Consider the following 15,907-nt stretch of genomic DNA (forward strand, 5'->3'; position numbering starts at 1 on the left):
CATATTGCATTCGATAGGAGTCTTTCCTAAATCTTTGGAGTTGACATCGAAATCATCAAATAGACCTTCATAAGTAGATCCCTGAGATGTTTCTATTTCACGAAAAGCCTGACTTAGATTCTCAAGATGAAAATCAGAAGAATTAATTTGATTGAAGAATGCCTGGAATGTGTATTTAGGTTTGATTACGCAGCCAAAAGTTTTTTTTAGCTCATCGCACAATGTAGGAAAGATTTCTTGAGTCTCAGCTTTTTCGTAATTTTCCTGAGCTGCTGCAATTGAAATATTAGTTCCAAGCTCCATCAAATCAGATGCAGCTAATAGATATTTATCGGATAGACTCTTATAGAATACCAGTCCTAATAGATAGTCTTTATAGGCATCTGCTGACATCTTCTGTCTCATGTTGTCAGCTGCATCCCATAGTGCTGTAAATAATTCTTTTGCTTTTGACATCGTGTTTCCTTATTTATGAAGTATAGTAAAGGGCAAGAAATTTTTTTTCTTGCCTTTTACAATTTTTTATTCTAATTTAGGTGCAATTTGATTTATTCCTATGTTATGAAGTAAATTCAAATTTTGGTTCATCTAAATCATTTTCTTCATAATAGTTATCTGAAAGTTTTTCAACGGATACATCTTCGGCCTTAACAACCAATTCATAACCTGCACCATCATCTTCTTTTATAAGAAGAAAACTTACAGATCCGTCTTTTAAGAGTTTGTGTTCAAAAATTGTTTCAAAATATATCTCTTTATCTTCCCATTGAAATATAGATACCTTATTAAATGTTACTTTTACAGGTCCTGTTTCTGGTTCTCCTGCTACATAATCAGACTGTTCATAAAAACATAGGTCAATAATTAAAGTTACTTTTTGGGATGATTGGTCATAATCAACCTTAACCAAAGAACTATCATGTAATTGATAATTATTTACAAAGTCTTTTATTTTCATAACTAATCCTTGTTTATTAAAATATGTGATGCAGGACTACCCTTTGCAACAGGATTTCCATCTTTATCAAGGTACATATCCTTGGCATTATGTCCATTTGGATTTCTTATATGATAATGATCCTTGCCTTTAAATCCATTTGCTCCTGGTTCAGAATGATCAAAATGGATTTTTAAACCGTTGCGTTTATTTATGTAAAGCTTATTTTTGTCATAGGCTTTTGTTCCAGGAGTGGTTATATCTGTCCACTCCTCAAGAAAAGCTTTATTAGGTTTTGAAGGAAGATTTCTTATTGTTTCGATTAAGTCCCCTCTTGTCCCTTTAAAATCATAGGAATATCCTTTACTCATCTGACTTCTCCTTTTTCTTTAGATTAAAGACTAGAGAAGCTTGACTTGGAAAGGTTATTATTTTTATTCCCGCATCAAATAGAGGTTTAAACAACTCGTAAGGTGCTTTTCCATAAATAATCAGAATCTTTGGTTTCAATTTCTTAAGTAAAACAACAAGACCTTCTTTTAAGCGTTTCCTATCATTTTTCTTTATCAAACATCCAACTGTACTAATACAAAGAACATCGTTTCTAGGTAGTCCATCAAAACAATACTCATATGTTTCATACGTGCCAAATCTAACATTGTTAATTACTTCTAAACCTTGTTCTTGCGCAACTATACCAAAGGTTCTCATGCGAAACGTATTCATGAGTTTGATAGGATAAGGAAAGTCCTGATAGGTTGAAAAATCCGGTGTTATTATTCCTTTTATGCCTTTCTCTTTAATTTTATGAATTGTTTTGCTTATGGAATCAATATCATTCATTATTCCATTTCGTTTTCCATCAAACTTTTGATCGTCCTTAAAGAAGTGTACAAAAGTATCAGCTTTTGCTTTTCCTTTTATCTGATTTAGGTCTGTGTATGAAATAAGCGTTTGAGGTAATTTTGAATGGAATGTTTTACATAATGGAATGTCAGATTCGCCGGTAAAGATGGCATTTTTTAAAAGATCTGCACCAAAGATATCTGTATATCCTTTGCGCTTTTTGTTTAATTTCGTTGTCATAACGAAACCTCCTAGCATTATTGCTAAAAAAAGTGACGAAAAATAACTTTTGCACTGGCACTTTTCCAAGAGTATGCTAAGATTAAATTGCGAGTTTAAGTGTTAGCATAACACTTGGGAAAAGGCACATGGCATTCATTTGTTGTGTGCTTTTTTCTTTACATATTCTGTTCCTCCACATCAATCCATGAGTATTTTTCAATCATCTGATTCAAAGGACTATAGAAAGGAATGCATTGCTCATGCTGTAGCCTTCCTATAATCATCCAAGGTTGAATTTGTAGTTTTTTTGCAAGCTGCTCTATATGACAATAGTCAAAAAGTCCTTTTTTTATAAAACTACTATATGCTTCTGCCTCAAACAAGAAATCAGATGCAAATGTATCGGCTTCTTCTTCATTTTTTCCGATAGAATCTTTAAAGTCTAAAAAAGGTTTTTCTGTATGCTTTAAAAGAATATGACCGATCTCATGAAAAAGAGTAAACCAAAAAATGTCTGCTCGCTTTTGTCTTAAAGTCATACAAAGATTGATATTGTTATTTTTTCCTTGCTTTATGAATCCTTGAACAGGAACACCTGTAAAATTCTTTATTAAAGCAAAAGTAACACCGCACTGAGATAGTATTGTTTTTAACTGTCTTTCTATATCACATACGGATGAAAACATTATATTTTTTATATCTTTTAGTTTCTTGTTTAGAAGCTGAAGATTAAGTGGTGAAGATTCTGTTTCTCCTATAGTTTTATCACACAGAACTTCCCACATGTGAAGAGCATAAACATCCAAGTGAACTTTTTGTTTTCTATATGCTGTTTTAGATTGAAGGTCTGTTATAGAAGTTAAATCAGAAACTCCAATAAGACCTCTTAGTTCAATTATTTTTTCCGAGTTTGTTGTAGATGTTACATACTGCAATCCTTCCATGTATTCCAATATTGGTTTTACATAAGGATTTGAAAGAATTTCTAATTCAGCCTTACTTATATTATTTTTTTCAATTCTATTGATTTCTGCGGTGTCAAATTCTATTTGATAATTCAACCATTCTGTAGCACTAATGCCTGTAGCGTATTGTAATTTTCTGGCCATTGCAGCAGAAATAGAATTTTTCTCTGAAAGAAGATTGCTTATATGCTTTTCACTGGTTTTTGTTCGAACGGACAGTTCTTTTTGAGACCAGTTATGTTCGACCAAAAATTTATTTATGTAAAAGCCTGGATGTTTTACATTATCCACTTTCAATTTCCACCTTTATTAAATTCTTCTCTTACCTAATAGGTAAGATAAAAAATAATATTCTTTACATCCGAGTATTCCATTAATTTTTTTTATTGCAAGAGCATACAAGGCAATTTTTGTATAATTTATTAAAAATAATTTTTAGCCAAAATTCATAACTAATCAGATCAATATATTATTTTTCTTAACTTAATGAAATATAAGGATCTTTTTGTAAATTCATAAAGCTTTGTTTAAATCAAGATATAAAAAGTTAAAAATGTCTAATTATCTTGAGAAAAGTTGACATGGATAGTCGACCATAAAACGATCTAACTATTTTAAATTCAAGTATTGTGGGAGGACAAACATATCAATTTTAGTGAATCGCATAGCATATTCTTGAAAAAAACACTTTTATTTGCTAAAAAATAAAACATCTGTAAAAAAAACATCAGTTTATTGTTACAATACAGGTGTCTCTTGCAAAAGTGACAGCGGTGGCTTTTTGCCATCAGAAAAATAAACTGATATGGGAAGAAGGTAAATCAGCGGTTACAGCTGAACCCCTATCTTCGAGATAGCCCGATAAAATAAATATAACTAGGGATTAAACATGGCTAAAGTACAATCACTTCAAGATCCATTCTTAAACGCATTACGTAAGGAACATATTGTCGTTTCAATTTATCTTGTAAATGGAATCAAGCTTCAGGGACAGGTCGAATCATTCGATCAGTTCGTGGTTCTGTTAAAGAATCAGGTAAGCCAGATGGTTTATAAGCATGCAATTTCTACCATCGTTCCAGCTCGCGCAGTTAATATTTCAACTGGCGAAGAGAAAGAAGAAGAAAATCAAGCTGCAGAATAAGCATTTTGTTCAATTTGAGACTGATTCATAATGCCCAAACAAGAGTTTGAGTCGTTAGGCTCGACACTATTAGTGCATGTTGAGTTAACTCAGATTCAATCACAAGAAGACCTAAAAGAGTTACAGCTTCTAGCAGAATCTGCATTAGGCGATGTTGTTGAGAGTGTTTCTTGCAAAAGAGATGCTCCGGATCCTAGCACCTTTATCGGCTCAGGAAAGGTTGAGGAGGTGGCATCGCTTGTAAATGCCCTAGAAGTTCAGACTGTAATCTTCAACAATAGTCTAACACCTGCCCAGGAAAGAAATCTCGAAAAAGCCTTCGGAGTAAGAGTGATGGATAGAGTCGCTCTTATTCTTACTATCTTTGCGCAAAGAGCGCGTACCTATGAAGGTAAATTGCAGGTTGAACTTGCCCAACTTCAATATGAACAGGCCCGTCTGGTTCGAGGGTGGACTCACCTTGAACGACAGAAAGGTGGTTTTGGTCTTAGAGGTGGTCCTGGTGAAACCCAGATTGAGCTTGACAGACGTGCCCTGAGAGAAAGAATCGCTGCAATCAAAAAGTCACTTGCTGTGGTGGCTTCAAGACGTGAGCAGAACCGAAGCCTCAGAAAGAAGAATGCTATTCCGGTTGTTTCTTTTGTTGGTTATACAAACGCTGGAAAATCAACATTGTTCAATCGTCTGACAAATGCTCAGGTTTATGCTGCGAACCAGCTGTTCGCTACTTTGGATCCTACTCTGAGAACTATTGATCTTCCGGTAGTCGGAAAAACTGTACTGGCGGACACTGTGGGATTCATCAGACATCTTCCTCATGATTTGGTGGCAGCTTTCAAAGGTACACTAGAAGAAACCGCTCAGGCTGATCTTTTAATGCATATCGTGGATGCCTCCGATGAAAGAAAAGAATCAAATATTGATGCTGTAAATGCGGTTTTAGATCAGGTAGGAGCTTCAGAGGTCAATACTCTGATTGTTTATAATAAGGCTGATCTTGTAAAAGACTGTGCAGATGCCATTATCAGAGATGAAACAGGCCGACCTACCCGTGTCTATGTTAGTGCAAAGACCGGATGGGGAATTGATAATTTATTATCAGCGGTTAGCGAATTATTATCTGATAATTTATGTGAATTTACTGTTAAGATAGGAGCTGAAAATGGAAGATTACGTAGTCTTTTATATGCAGCCAAGTCAGTTGATTCAGAAAAATATGATGATGAGGGCTTTGCAGTTCTCAATATAAGAATTACTGCGGTTGAAGCTTCTATTATAGATAGCAAAACCAATGGTGAACTTTCATTGTGCTGTTCATCGTTGGACAAACCTTGGAAAAAGAGTAACGAATTCGATTTTGACTCAGTGAATTAGAAACTATGGAAAATAATAAAGATCTAATGGGCTGGAATGCTCCTGGCTCAAACAATTCTTCTGATGAAGATAAGCAGAAAAACACCGACCCTTGGGGGCGTACTGTAAAACGCAACAATGATCCTGTTCAGGAGATTCTTAATCTTCTAAAGAATTTTCTGGGCAACAGAAAAAACGGATCTGGTGGCAGTTCAAAACAGGATAAGCCTAGCTTTAATCTGATTGGACTGATCGTTGCCGTAATTCTTGGTTTTTACATTTTCAGTGGCTTCTATACAGTTAGAGAAGCTGAAAAGGGTGTAGTTCTTCGTTTCGGTAAGGTTTATAACGTTGTTGATTCCGGTTTGAGATGGAAATTCTCTGGAATTGATTCAGTTAATGTCGTTGATATTGAGCAGGTTCGTTCAATCCAGTCTTCAGGCACCATGCTTACCGAAGATGAGAACGTAGTCATCGTGGAAATGGATGTTCAGTACAGAATCTCCGACCCTGTAAAATATCTGTATTCCGTTGTAAATCCTGACAATACTCTTTTAGAGGCTACCGACAGTGCTTTAAGATATGTTGTCGGCCACACTCTGATGGATGATATTCTGACCTCAGGAAGAGAGCTTGTAAGACAGGCTACCCGTGAACTTCTGACTTCAATAATTGAGCCATATAATACCGGCCTTACCATTGTTGATGTGAACTTCCTGCCAGCCAGAGCTCCTGAGCAGGTAAAGGAAGCCTTCGATGATGCTATTGCAGCACAGGAAGATGAGCAGAGATACAAGCGAGAAGCCGAAGCTTATGCCAATGAGGTTCTGCCAAAGGCTGAAGGTCAGGTTCAGAGAATCAGACAGGAAGCTGAAGGTTATCGTTCTCAGGTAGTATTGAAGGCTGAAGGTGAGGTTGCAAGATTCGAAAAGGTTCTGCCTGAATACAATGCAGCTCCTGATATTACCAAGACCAGAATTTATCTTGAAACCATGCAGGAAGTACTGGGTAAATCTCAGAAGATTCTGCTGGATACTCCTAAAGGTTCCTCTCCTGTTCTGTATCTTCCACTTCCTCAGAATGCTATGCAGCAGCTTCCTCAGAAGCCAAAGGCTCAAGAAGACAGTGCCAGCGTAAATTCAAAGGATCTGTCAGATAACAAGGAAACTTTATCTGTAACTGAGTCATATCCTCCTCTAACAGGAAATTCTCAGAACTCATACGGAACTTCATCAAGAAGGGGAAGATAATGAATAAGAATACTTTAAACATCTCTCTGATTCTCATATTTGTTCTTGCTTTTATCGGCTTTAACAGTCTTTATGTTGTAACAGAAGGCACCAAGGGAATCGTTACCAGATTCGGTAAGGTTGTAAGAGATTCTGAAGGTAAACTCCAGATTGTTGATCCAGGCTTACATTTAAAGGCTCCTTTCATCGATCAGGTAAAGGCTCTGGATGTAAAGATTCAGACCATAAGCTCATCTGCTGACAGATTTGTTACCTCCGAGAAGAAGGACGTTATCATTGATTCTTACGTTAAGTGGCAGATCCTTGATGCTGCAACCTATTACCTGACAACTGCCGGTGGTAACAAGATGCAGGCAGAGGAACTGTTAAGAAGAAGAATTAATAACTCCCTGAGAAGTCAGATTGGTAGACTTACAATTCATCAGATTGTTTCCGGTCAGAATTCGGGAAAGAATCAGGCGACAGAGGAAGAGAATGTCTTTGATTCAAGTGATTCTGAAGTAGTTGCTGTTGCCAGTCAGTCAAAGCGTGACGAGGTTATGCAGAATGCCTTAAAGGATATCGGTGCTTCTGCAAAGGCTCTGGGAATCAAGATTGTAGATGTTAGAATCAAACAGATTAATCTTCCTCCAGAGGTTTCCAACTCAATTTACCAGCGTATGCGCGCTGAACGAGATGCTGTAGCAAAACTTCACAGATCTCAGGGTAGAAAAGAGGCCGAAGCCATTAAGGCTCACGCTGACAGAGAAGTTGTGGTTAAAATTGCGGAGGCTGAACGTCAGGCCAGAACTCTTCGAGGTGAAGGCGACGCTGAAGCAACCAGAATATATGCCCAGGCCTACAAACAGAATCCTCAGCTGTTCGAATTCCTGAGATCGATGGATGCCTATAAGAAATCGATGTCGTCAGGAAAGGATGTCTTAGTACTGAAACCAGACAGTGAGTTCTTCAAGTTCTTCAATGACGCAAATGGTGCAAAAGGCACAAATTAATTACATGCCTAAATCATTTTTGTATAATGGTTTAGGTATTTTTTTTGACAATTACATGGAACGAGGATAAAAACAAATGCCTAATAATGTTATTGTGCTTGGTACACAATGGGGCGATGAAGGTAAAGGTAAGATCGCTGATTTGTTGACATCAAAAGCTAATATTGTTGTTCGCAGTCAGGGTGGTAACAACGCTGGACACACTCTGGTTGTTGGAAACAAAAAGGTAGTTGTAAGACTTGTTCCTTCTGGAATTCTGCACAAGGAATGTCTGTGCCTGATCGGTTCAGGTGTTGTAGTAAATCCTGGTGCTTTATTTGAAGAAATTGAAGAATTAAATAAGGCTGGAGTTGAGAACGTTGAAGGAAGAATCAAGATTTCTGGAGCTTCAGCTCTGCTGCTGCCTGTTCACCCAGCCATTGATAAAGGTGCTGAGAAGCTGAGAGGCAAGAGTGCTATCGGTACTACCGGCAGAGGTATCGGTCCTTGCTATGAGGACAAGGTTGCCCGTCGTGGTGTAAGAGTTGGCGATCTGTATGATATGGAAAACTTCAAGGAAAGACTTAAGACTTTACTTGAGTACAGAAACTTCCAGCTGAAGAATTACTATCATGAGCCAGAGGTAAGCTATGATTCTGTTCTTGAATATGTTGAAGGTATCCGAGACAGATTACTTGCAATGGTTGATGATATTTCTCTGATCCTTGCAAACGGCCGTCGTGACAGCAAGAAGATTCTGTTTGAAGGTGCTCAGGGTACCTTCCTGGATATTGATTATGGTACTTATCCATATGTTACCTCATCAAATACTGTTGCCGGTGGCTGTGTAACTGGTTCTGGTGCAGGTCCTCTGCATATTGACTATGTATTAGGTATTGCTAAGGTATACACCACCCGTGTAGGTGGCGGTCCATACCCAACTGAGCTGAATGATGAAATCGGTGAAGGCATTCGTAAGCGCGGTGCAGAGTTTGGTGCTGTTACTGGCAGACCTCGTCGTACCGGCTGGTATGATGCAGTTGCAATGCGTAGAGCTGTAACCATTAATTCTTTAACTGGTTTAGCTCTGATGAAGATGGATGTTCTCGACGGTATGGATGAGATTAAGATCTGTACTGCATACAAGTTAAAGGATGGCACAATCAGTCAGTTGCCTCCACTATCTGCTCACGAGTATGAGGGCATCACTCCTGTTTATGAGTCAATGCCAGGCTGGAAGGAATCAACTTTTGGCATAACCAAGTGGGATGAGCTTCCTGAGAACGCAAAGCACTATATCAAGAGATTGGAAGAGCTGTCAGGGGCTAAGGTTGCAATTTTATCAACCGGTCCTGAACGAGATCAGACTATCTATTTAGACAATCCTTTTGATTAGGATTTGCCTTTTGATTAGGATTTGATTCATTTCGAATGAAAAAACAGGGCAAATGCCCTGTTTTTTGCTTCTGATTATGTTTTTCTATCCGAAAAACTGCAGGAACATTGTAATTATAAATGCGTTTACAAAGTCGATAAACAGGGCTCCAACCATTGGAACCACGAAAAAGGCCTTTGGAGAAGGTCCGTTACCTCCGGTGAATGTTGACATGTTTGCCATTGCATTTGGAGTGGCTCCCATTCCAAATCCGCACTGTCCAACACAGATTACAGCTGCATCGTAATCCTTGCCCATAATTCTGAAAGTCACAAAGTAGGCAAATAAGGCCATGGCAATAGTCTGAACAATTAGAATTGTAAACAGAGGAATAGCCAGATCGATAAGCTCCCATAATCTCATGGTCATAAGAGCCATTGCCAGGAAGTACTGTAGAGAAAGACTGCCAATAACATTAATGGTTCTGATTGGAATGTGTTTTCCCTGAAGATCAAAATAGTTACGAATAATAGACGCAATAATCATTGGTCCAATGTAAGCAGGAAGTATAACTCCGATATTTTTCAGTCCAGTGATAATGAAACTGCCCAGAACCATTGAAATGATAATATATGCGCATCCGGTTAGAAGATGATTTTCATTCATGGTCTTTTCTTCAGGGGAAAGCTTTCCTTCTACCATATCTGTATTAGAAGAGGTCTGGTCAGAGTTTCTGCAGTTATATTTTGCGATTAGTCTTTCTCCAACTGGACCACCAATTATTGAGCCTGCTACAAGACCGAAGGTTGCAGCTGCAATTGATACAGTAAGACCTGCATCCAGTCCGTATCTCTGCAGTTCTGGTCCGAATGCGGCTGATGTACCATGGCCTCCTGTCAGAGGAATTGAGCCTGCTGCCATACCAAGTAAAGGAGATTCTCCGAAAAGCTGTGCAATACCAACGCCAATACCGTTCTGAATTACAATCAGAATAATGGAGCAAAAAAGAAACAGTGCAACACCAATGCCGCCATTAATAAGCATTCTGAAACTTGCGGTAAAACCTATGGTGGTAAAGAACGCAATCATCAGCAGATTCTTTAGCTGCTCATCATAAGTAAAGTAAAATGTGTGCGTCTGATGTCCAATGAGTGTAACTATAGAGAATACGATTCCTCCTAGAACTGGAGAAGGAATAAAGTATCTAGTCAGGATGGGAAAGATTTTCTTTATGTAATGACCTATAAAGAGCAGGATAACAGCCAATCCGAGAGTCATGGTCATATTAAGATCATAGGTATATAAAAAGGATGTTTCTTGCATATTTTTTTCCTGAATAAGAAAAGATTCTGCTTATAAGTAAAAGTTTAATGCTTGATTATCAAATGTACAAAAAATCAGTTTGATCTTGTCGCGGCCTTTAAGGCTAGCTCTTCAAGATTCTTTCTGTACTGTGTTTGAGGTAAGGATGTAAGAGCCTTTTTCGCCTTTTGGACAGCATCAAGAGCAAAATCTTTTGATTTTTGGATGGAATCTGTCTTGTCTATAAAGCTAAGAACAGAATCAAGATTAACGTTTCTGATGGCATCTTCTAGAAGCAGTCTGTCTTCCGTAGAACAGTTCTTTAATGCCAGTATCAGAGGAAGGGTAATTCTTCCGTCTTCAAGATCTTCTCCGATATTTTTACCAAGAGTATCTGAGGAGGAAGTGTAATCAAGAATATCGTCAGCAACCTGAAATGCGATTCCAAGCTGTTTACCATATTCCTGAAGTGACTCAATAACAGATTCGTTTTCGTCACTTAGAATGGCGGCACCTGCGGTTGCCAGCTCAAAGAGTGCTCCGGTCTTGCAGTATATTGTCTGCTCATATTCAGAGATAGAAATGTTCAGATTACCTTGAGTGTGAAGCTGCTTGATTTCACCGGATACTAGCGAGGCCAGAGTATTATTCAGCATATTGCCGATTCTCTGATTATTAATGTCATGGATACAGAAAAAGCATCTGGTGAAAAGGTAGTCACCAGCTAGGACAGCTGCGTGATTTCCATCAGTTTCATTTAAAGTTGCTTTTCCTCTTCTTACAGTTGCCTTGTCAATTACGTCGTCATGAACAAGTGTAGCTGTATGCAGAAGTTCTGTAGCTGCGGCAAAATTCAGAATGGATTTTTTTTCACCCTTATCACCTAGAGCATGCCATGCCATAAGTGATAACATTGGTCTGATTCTTTTCCCGCCGGATTTGACGACTCTTAGACACATCTCATTAATTGAGGCTTCATAAATTGAGTCTGTCAGTACAGACGATAAAATTTCTTCAACGGAATCTAAATCCTGCTGAATAATAATGTCTTGGTTTTCCATGAAATTCTCTCTGTTATCAGCAGTATTGTATCATTATATTAATTTTCAATTAATAAATTTCTTGAAATTAATCTTATTTGGCATTAAAATTCGTACCGCTTTTATAGGTCAGTTAATACAAATCATTTTTTTCTATGTATTAATGGAAGCTTCAAGCCAGAAATATTAATTGTGAGTCTGTGTTAAATAGACTTGCTTTTTATTCTTATTGTCTGTAAAATATTGACCCATTATGGCCCTAGAGGGCAAAGTTTTGTTTGATTGCGGGAGACGAACTCCTGCATTTATTCGGAGTTTGAGCATGTACGCAGTTATTTTTTGCGGCGGCAAGCAGCACAAGGTTTCAGAGGGCGACGTGCTAAGCGTTGAGCTTCTAGATGCTGAGGCTGGCAGCGATATCGAACTAGATAAAGTTCTATTAGTATCAGATGGCACCAACATTAAAGTTGGCGCTCCTTACATTGATGGCGCTAAGGTTACCGCTAAGGTATTGGGCGCACACGGTGGCGAGAAGATTAAGATTGTTAAATTCCGTCGTCGTAAGCACCACCAGAAGGTGACAGGTCACCGTCAGTGGTTTACCGATTTACAGATTACTGGTATTAATCAGTAATATTAGGAGAAAACTGAAATGGCACACAAGAAAGCTGGTGGTTCATCACGTAACGGCCGTGACTCACAAGGTCAGCGTCTAGGCGTTAAGGCTTATGCTGGTGAAGTAGTTACCGCAGGTAGCATCATCGTTCGTCAGCGTGGTACTCATTTCCATGCAGGTGCAAACGTTGGTTTAGGTAAGGATGACACTTTATTTGCTAAGGCAAATGGTAAGGTTACCTTCGTAACTCGTGGTTCTAAGGGCCGTAAGTTTGTTGAGATCGTTGAGACTCAGCAGTAATTCTTAAGAGTTACATTAAAGAGGCTCGCTCCGGCGGGCCTTTTTAGTCTGTGCAAAATGTTTTCTTTTGATGTGGCTGCTGTTGCCACCGAGAAATCAGGAGGATAGTCAGGTGAAATTCGTTGATGAAGCCGTGATCCGAGTAGAAGCTGGTGATGGTGGTAATGGTATAGTCAGCTTCAGAAGAGAAAAATATATTCCTCGTGGTGGCCCAGATGGCGGCGACGGCGGAGATGGCGGTAACGTTTATTTACGTGCCGATACTAATCTGAATACCCTTGTTGATTTCAGATTTACCAAATTCTATAAGGCGGAGCGCGGTAAGAACGGCGGTACTTCCGACTGTACCGGTGCCAAGGGAGAAGATAAGGTATTACTGGTTCCTGTTGGAACACGAGTAACTGATGTTGCAACCGGTGAGGTTATTGGCGATCTTCGCAAGGAAGGTGAAGGTCTGTGTGTAGCTCGCGGCGGCCGTCACGGTTATGGTAATACACATTTCAAATCTGCTACCAATCAGGCTCCAAGACAGAAGACAAACGGTACTCCAGGCGAAAGAAGACAGTTAAAACTGGAAATGCTGCTTGTATCTGACGTTGGTCTGGTTGGGCTTCCTAATGCAGGTAAGTCTACCTTTGTACGTTCTGTATCAGCAGCTAAACCAAAGGTTGCGGATTATCCGTTTACAACTCTTGTTCCTTCTTTAGGTGTAGTTAAGACTTCAGAGGGCAGATCCTTTGTTATTGAGGATATTCCTGGTCTGATTGAAGGTGCTTCAGAAGGTGCAGGTTTAGGTCATCGCTTCCTAAAGCATCTGGAACGCTGCCGTGTTCTTGTTCATCTTGTAGATGTTCATCCGGTTGATGAGTCTGATCCTGTTGATAACGTAATGATTATCGAAAACGAGATCAAACAGTATGCTCATGAACTGTACAATAAGCCTCGCTGGCTTGTTGCAAACAAGGTTGATCTTGGAACAGAGGAAGAAGCTAGAGAAACTCTTGACCGTATTATTGAATCAGTTGAGGTTAAGCCAGAGAGAACCTTTATTATTTCTGGATTAAACAAGACTGGTGTGCCAGAGCTTCTTTATGCACTCCAGGAACTTGTAGATGAGGTTAAACTCAAAGAACAACAGGAACCTGAGAAACCTAAGGCTGATAACTTTGTTTGGACTGAACCTGAACTTCCTGAAAATCGTTTCGATGATGACGACGATTTTGATGATGAGGAAGATGGTCCAGAATTCATTTATAAGGCATAAAAATGGCAGATATTCAGATAATTGTTGCACTGGCTGATAACTTTGTGATTGGTAACAAGGGGGAGATTCCTTGGCATTTATCTGAAGATCTCAAGCATTTTAAAGCAATCACTACAGGTCACCCTGTAGTGATGGGCAGAAGAACCTTCGAGTCAATCGGTCGTGTTTTACCTAACCGCCTAAATATCATGGTAAGTTCAACTTTTGATAAGAAAATTGAAGGGTTGGTTGTTGTTAAGAGTCTTAACGAGGCCATTGAATTTGCAGGTGATAATACTCTAATGGTTATTGGTGGGGCCCGTATGTACGAAGAGGCTCTTCCTTTAGCCTCTGTACTTCACTTAACTAGAATCAGAAAAACAGTGGAAGGGGATACCAGATTCCCTGATTTCTCTGCATATCCTTTCAAACTTGAATCAAGCGAGAGCTTTTATTCTGAGAGTTGTGGTTTTGAATACGTATTTGAAACCTGGAAAAAAGCCTAACTGGTTTTCTTCATTGAACTGAATTCGATTTTTACTCCTGATTTAATTGTGGTTTTCTTACCGTTGTCTATGCACAGACAGGTAAGTTTATTACCCCAGACACAACCTGTATCAAGCGCAATAATATTCTTTTCGTTGCATTCTGCGTTCAATGCTGCCCAATGACCAAAGGTTAGAGTATAGGCATTATTTCGGTACATGAATGGTTTTCCGTACTTAAACCAAGGGTAAAGATGATCTTTTTCTGCTTCTTTTAAGGAGCAGTCTGAATGGCCGTAGTCCAGATTCATTTTCTTATCGCAAAGTCTCATTCTGGTGTAGGCGTTTACGATAAATCTCCAGTAGTTTAAATCACTGCTTTCCAGCTCTTTTGTGTAACATACCGGATGATCTGCATACATGTTTGCTAAAAACAGTTTTCTTGAGACAGGATCGCCTAATACTTTTGCAAATACATCTGAATGTTTCTGGGCTTCTTCAAGATCCCACATAGGATAAACACCGGCATGACTTACTGCGATTTTTTTGCTGTGATCAATAAAAAGCAGAGGTGTTGAATAATAGAAATTAAGGTAGTCATCAAGTCTGTCTGAGCCAAGTAAACCTTCAAGATTATCCTTCTTTCTCGCTTCGTGAAAACCGGCAGCAATAGCAAGAAAATTCAGATCGTGGTTGCCAAGGACACAATGAATTTTATCTGGAAATTTCTGTTTCAGATTAATGATAGTATCAAGAGTCTTTTCAGGTTGAGGGCCTCTGCCGATAAGATCTCCTGTCAGGAAAAGTTCATCTTTACCTGCATTAAAGTCAATTTTATGCAGAAGCTTTGAAAATTCATCATAGCAGCCGTGAAGGTCGCCAAACACATATGCAGACATTTTTTCCCCAAAGTACTCTGTTCTGATACGAAAACAGGATTTTCAACGAAATATTGGTATATTTTAGTCTCTATCGGTGAAAACGCAAACTTCTATTTTTATGCAAAAATAAGTAAAAAACACAGTAATTGGCTATTTTTCGCTGAAAAAATCAATGATTTTTGGGGGATTACTGGTTATTTCTCCATTTAAAAACATATCCACAATCTTGTCATTAAAGAGGTTATAGATAACTCTTAGTGTCTGAGGCGTCCAATCTTCAGATAAAAACAGTTTTCCGTTACCTTTCTGTTCATGACAGATTAGCTCTTTTCCACTGTCGTACAACTGAATGATTTTTATAAGATCACATGTAGCCTGAATAACCGCTTTATTGGCCACATCATGCATGGAATCTCCTGTATTCAGTTCTGGTAGACTCTGGTGCAGTATTTCTCCTCCATCGAGCTTTTGAGTTAATCGATGAATGGTAATGCCTGCCCAGTTTGGTCTTAGCATATAGAAAGGCCAGAAAAGGGTGGTGTTTCCCTTAAACCATGGAGATAGACCTCCATGGATGTTGAAATTATTGCCGTTGTGAAGAGTCAGAATCTTATCATCAAGCTTATGTACTCCGTAGGAAATCATAAGATCTGCTTTTAAGCTGTTTATAAAGTCATAGGTTTTATCTGAATTCAGCTCTTCGAGTTTAATCTCTAAAAATGGAATCTTTGTTTTAAAATCCTCAGCATCTATCTGACTGAAAAATTTCTTCTCGGATTCAGAGCGCTTATTGAAGTGTAGAATGAAGTTTTGCCTGTCCAGATCTGAGAGTGTGGACGGAGGAACCGGCTCGAAGTTCTCTCTAATCTCCATAACCATTCCTGCAAGAAGATTATGTTTTAGCAGTTCCTTTGCTACAAACAGATGTCTTGGATGAGAGCCGCATAGCAGTACAACTTTTTTCACAAATAAAATCC

The 15,907-nt window shown here is 38.7% G+C and carries 18 protein-coding genes; 9 read left to right on the top strand and 9 right to left on the bottom strand.

Annotation, left to right across the window (positions count from 1 at the left end; translation table 11 throughout):
• The 5 genes from QZU45_RS00640 to QZU45_RS00660 all read right to left on the bottom strand — a co-directional run.
• Positions 1 to 456: type I restriction-modification system subunit M N-terminal domain-containing protein (locus QZU45_RS00640; protein WP_295350348.1), on the bottom strand; the 456-nt coding region annotated here is incomplete at its 3' end.
• Between the two features lie 103 nt (positions 457 to 559).
• Complete coding sequence (locus QZU45_RS00645; protein ID WP_295350351.1) at positions 560 to 958, bottom strand: hypothetical protein; 399 nt, start codon at positions 956 to 958, stop codon at positions 560 to 562.
• Between the two features lie 2 nt (positions 959 to 960).
• Positions 961 to 1,308: a hypothetical protein gene (locus tag QZU45_RS00650; protein ID WP_295350354.1), complete on the bottom strand. Its 348-nt coding sequence runs from the start codon at positions 1,306 to 1,308 to the stop codon at positions 961 to 963.
• A complete protein-coding gene (locus tag QZU45_RS00655) occupies positions 1,301 to 2,023 on the bottom strand; it encodes a DUF4417 domain-containing protein (protein ID WP_295350356.1) in 723 nt (240 codons plus the stop codon). Before QZU45_RS00655 ends, QZU45_RS00650 begins: the two co-directional genes overlap by 8 nt.
• Positions 2,024 to 2,181: 158 nt before the next feature.
• Positions 2,182 to 3,261 carry an ImmA/IrrE family metallo-endopeptidase gene (locus QZU45_RS00660; RefSeq protein ID WP_295350359.1) on the bottom strand — a complete coding sequence of 360 codons (1,080 nt, stop codon included), beginning with the start codon at positions 3,259 to 3,261 and terminating at the stop codon, positions 2,182 to 2,184.
• Between the two features lie 598 nt (positions 3,262 to 3,859).
• Between QZU45_RS00660 and hfq the strand changes: the two genes are divergently transcribed.
• From hfq to QZU45_RS00685, 5 genes are all read left to right on the top strand, one after another.
• Complete coding sequence (gene hfq / locus QZU45_RS00665; RefSeq protein ID WP_295001306.1) at positions 3,860 to 4,114, top strand: RNA chaperone Hfq; 255 nt, start codon at positions 3,860 to 3,862, stop codon at positions 4,112 to 4,114.
• 30 nt (positions 4,115 to 4,144) lie between these two features.
• A complete protein-coding gene (gene hflX / locus QZU45_RS00670) occupies positions 4,145 to 5,488 on the top strand; it encodes a ribosome rescue GTPase HflX (protein WP_295350362.1) in 1,344 nt (447 codons plus the stop codon).
• A gap of 5 nt (positions 5,489 to 5,493) precedes the next feature.
• Positions 5,494 to 6,717: an FtsH protease activity modulator HflK gene (gene hflK / locus QZU45_RS00675; protein WP_295350365.1), complete on the top strand. Its 1,224-nt coding sequence runs from the start codon at positions 5,494 to 5,496 to the stop codon at positions 6,715 to 6,717.
• Complete coding sequence (gene hflC, locus QZU45_RS00680; protein ID WP_295350367.1) at positions 6,717 to 7,709, top strand: protease modulator HflC; 993 nt, start codon at positions 6,717 to 6,719, stop codon at positions 7,707 to 7,709. The genes hflK and hflC overlap by 1 nt, the downstream gene beginning before the upstream one ends.
• Positions 7,710 to 7,785: 76 nt before the next feature.
• The gene (locus QZU45_RS00685; RefSeq protein WP_295350370.1) at positions 7,786 to 9,084 is read left to right on the top strand and encodes an adenylosuccinate synthase; all 1,299 of its coding nucleotides are present in this window, start codon (positions 7,786 to 7,788) and stop codon (positions 9,082 to 9,084) included.
• A gap of 84 nt (positions 9,085 to 9,168) precedes the next feature.
• Here the strand turns inward: QZU45_RS00685 and gltS are convergent, their stop codons facing one another.
• On the bottom strand, positions 9,169 to 10,386 hold the full coding sequence (gene gltS, locus QZU45_RS00690; protein WP_295350373.1) for a sodium/glutamate symporter: 1,218 nt from the start codon (positions 10,384 to 10,386) through the stop codon (positions 9,169 to 9,171).
• Positions 10,387 to 10,460: 74 nt separating this feature from the next.
• A complete protein-coding gene (locus QZU45_RS00695) occupies positions 10,461 to 11,426 on the bottom strand; it encodes a polyprenyl synthetase family protein (protein WP_295350376.1) in 966 nt (321 codons plus the stop codon).
• 301 nt (positions 11,427 to 11,727) lie between these two features.
• On the opposite strand from QZU45_RS00695, the gene rplU reads away from it, so the two are divergent.
• The 4 genes from rplU to QZU45_RS00715 all read left to right on the top strand — a co-directional run bounded on the left by rplU (position 11,728) and on the right by QZU45_RS00715 (position 14,070).
• Positions 11,728 to 12,039 carry a 50S ribosomal protein L21 gene (gene rplU, locus QZU45_RS00700; protein WP_031491645.1) on the top strand — a complete coding sequence of 104 codons (312 nt, stop codon included), beginning with the start codon at positions 11,728 to 11,730 and terminating at the stop codon, positions 12,037 to 12,039.
• 18 nt (positions 12,040 to 12,057) lie between these two features.
• Positions 12,058 to 12,321, top strand: a complete 264-nt coding sequence (gene rpmA, locus QZU45_RS00705; RefSeq protein ID WP_031491644.1) for a 50S ribosomal protein L27 — start codon at positions 12,058 to 12,060, stop codon at positions 12,319 to 12,321.
• Positions 12,322 to 12,433: 112 nt separating this feature from the next.
• Positions 12,434 to 13,585 carry an Obg family GTPase CgtA gene (gene cgtA, locus QZU45_RS00710; RefSeq protein WP_074841304.1) on the top strand — a complete coding sequence of 384 codons (1,152 nt, stop codon included), beginning with the start codon at positions 12,434 to 12,436 and terminating at the stop codon, positions 13,583 to 13,585.
• Positions 13,586 to 13,587: 2 nt separating this feature from the next.
• A complete protein-coding gene (locus tag QZU45_RS00715) occupies positions 13,588 to 14,070 on the top strand; it encodes a dihydrofolate reductase (RefSeq protein ID WP_295350379.1) in 483 nt (160 codons plus the stop codon).
• Here the strand turns inward: QZU45_RS00715 and QZU45_RS00720 are convergent.
• A complete protein-coding gene (locus tag QZU45_RS00720; protein WP_295001292.1) occupies positions 14,067 to 14,948 on the bottom strand; it encodes a symmetrical bis(5'-nucleosyl)-tetraphosphatase in 882 nt (293 codons plus the stop codon). The genes QZU45_RS00715 and QZU45_RS00720 overlap by 4 nt on opposite strands.
• A gap of 132 nt (positions 14,949 to 15,080) precedes the next feature.
• Positions 15,081 to 15,896, bottom strand: coding sequence for a formyltransferase family protein (locus tag QZU45_RS00725; RefSeq protein WP_295350382.1), 816 nt, complete (start codon positions 15,894 to 15,896; stop codon positions 15,081 to 15,083).
• Positions 15,897 to 15,907 lie beyond the last annotated feature (11 nt).

It is taken from the genome of uncultured Succinivibrio sp., from assembly GCF_902756765.1.
In the GTDB taxonomy this organism is placed as follows: Bacteria; Pseudomonadota; Gammaproteobacteria; order Enterobacterales; family Succinivibrionaceae; genus Succinivibrio.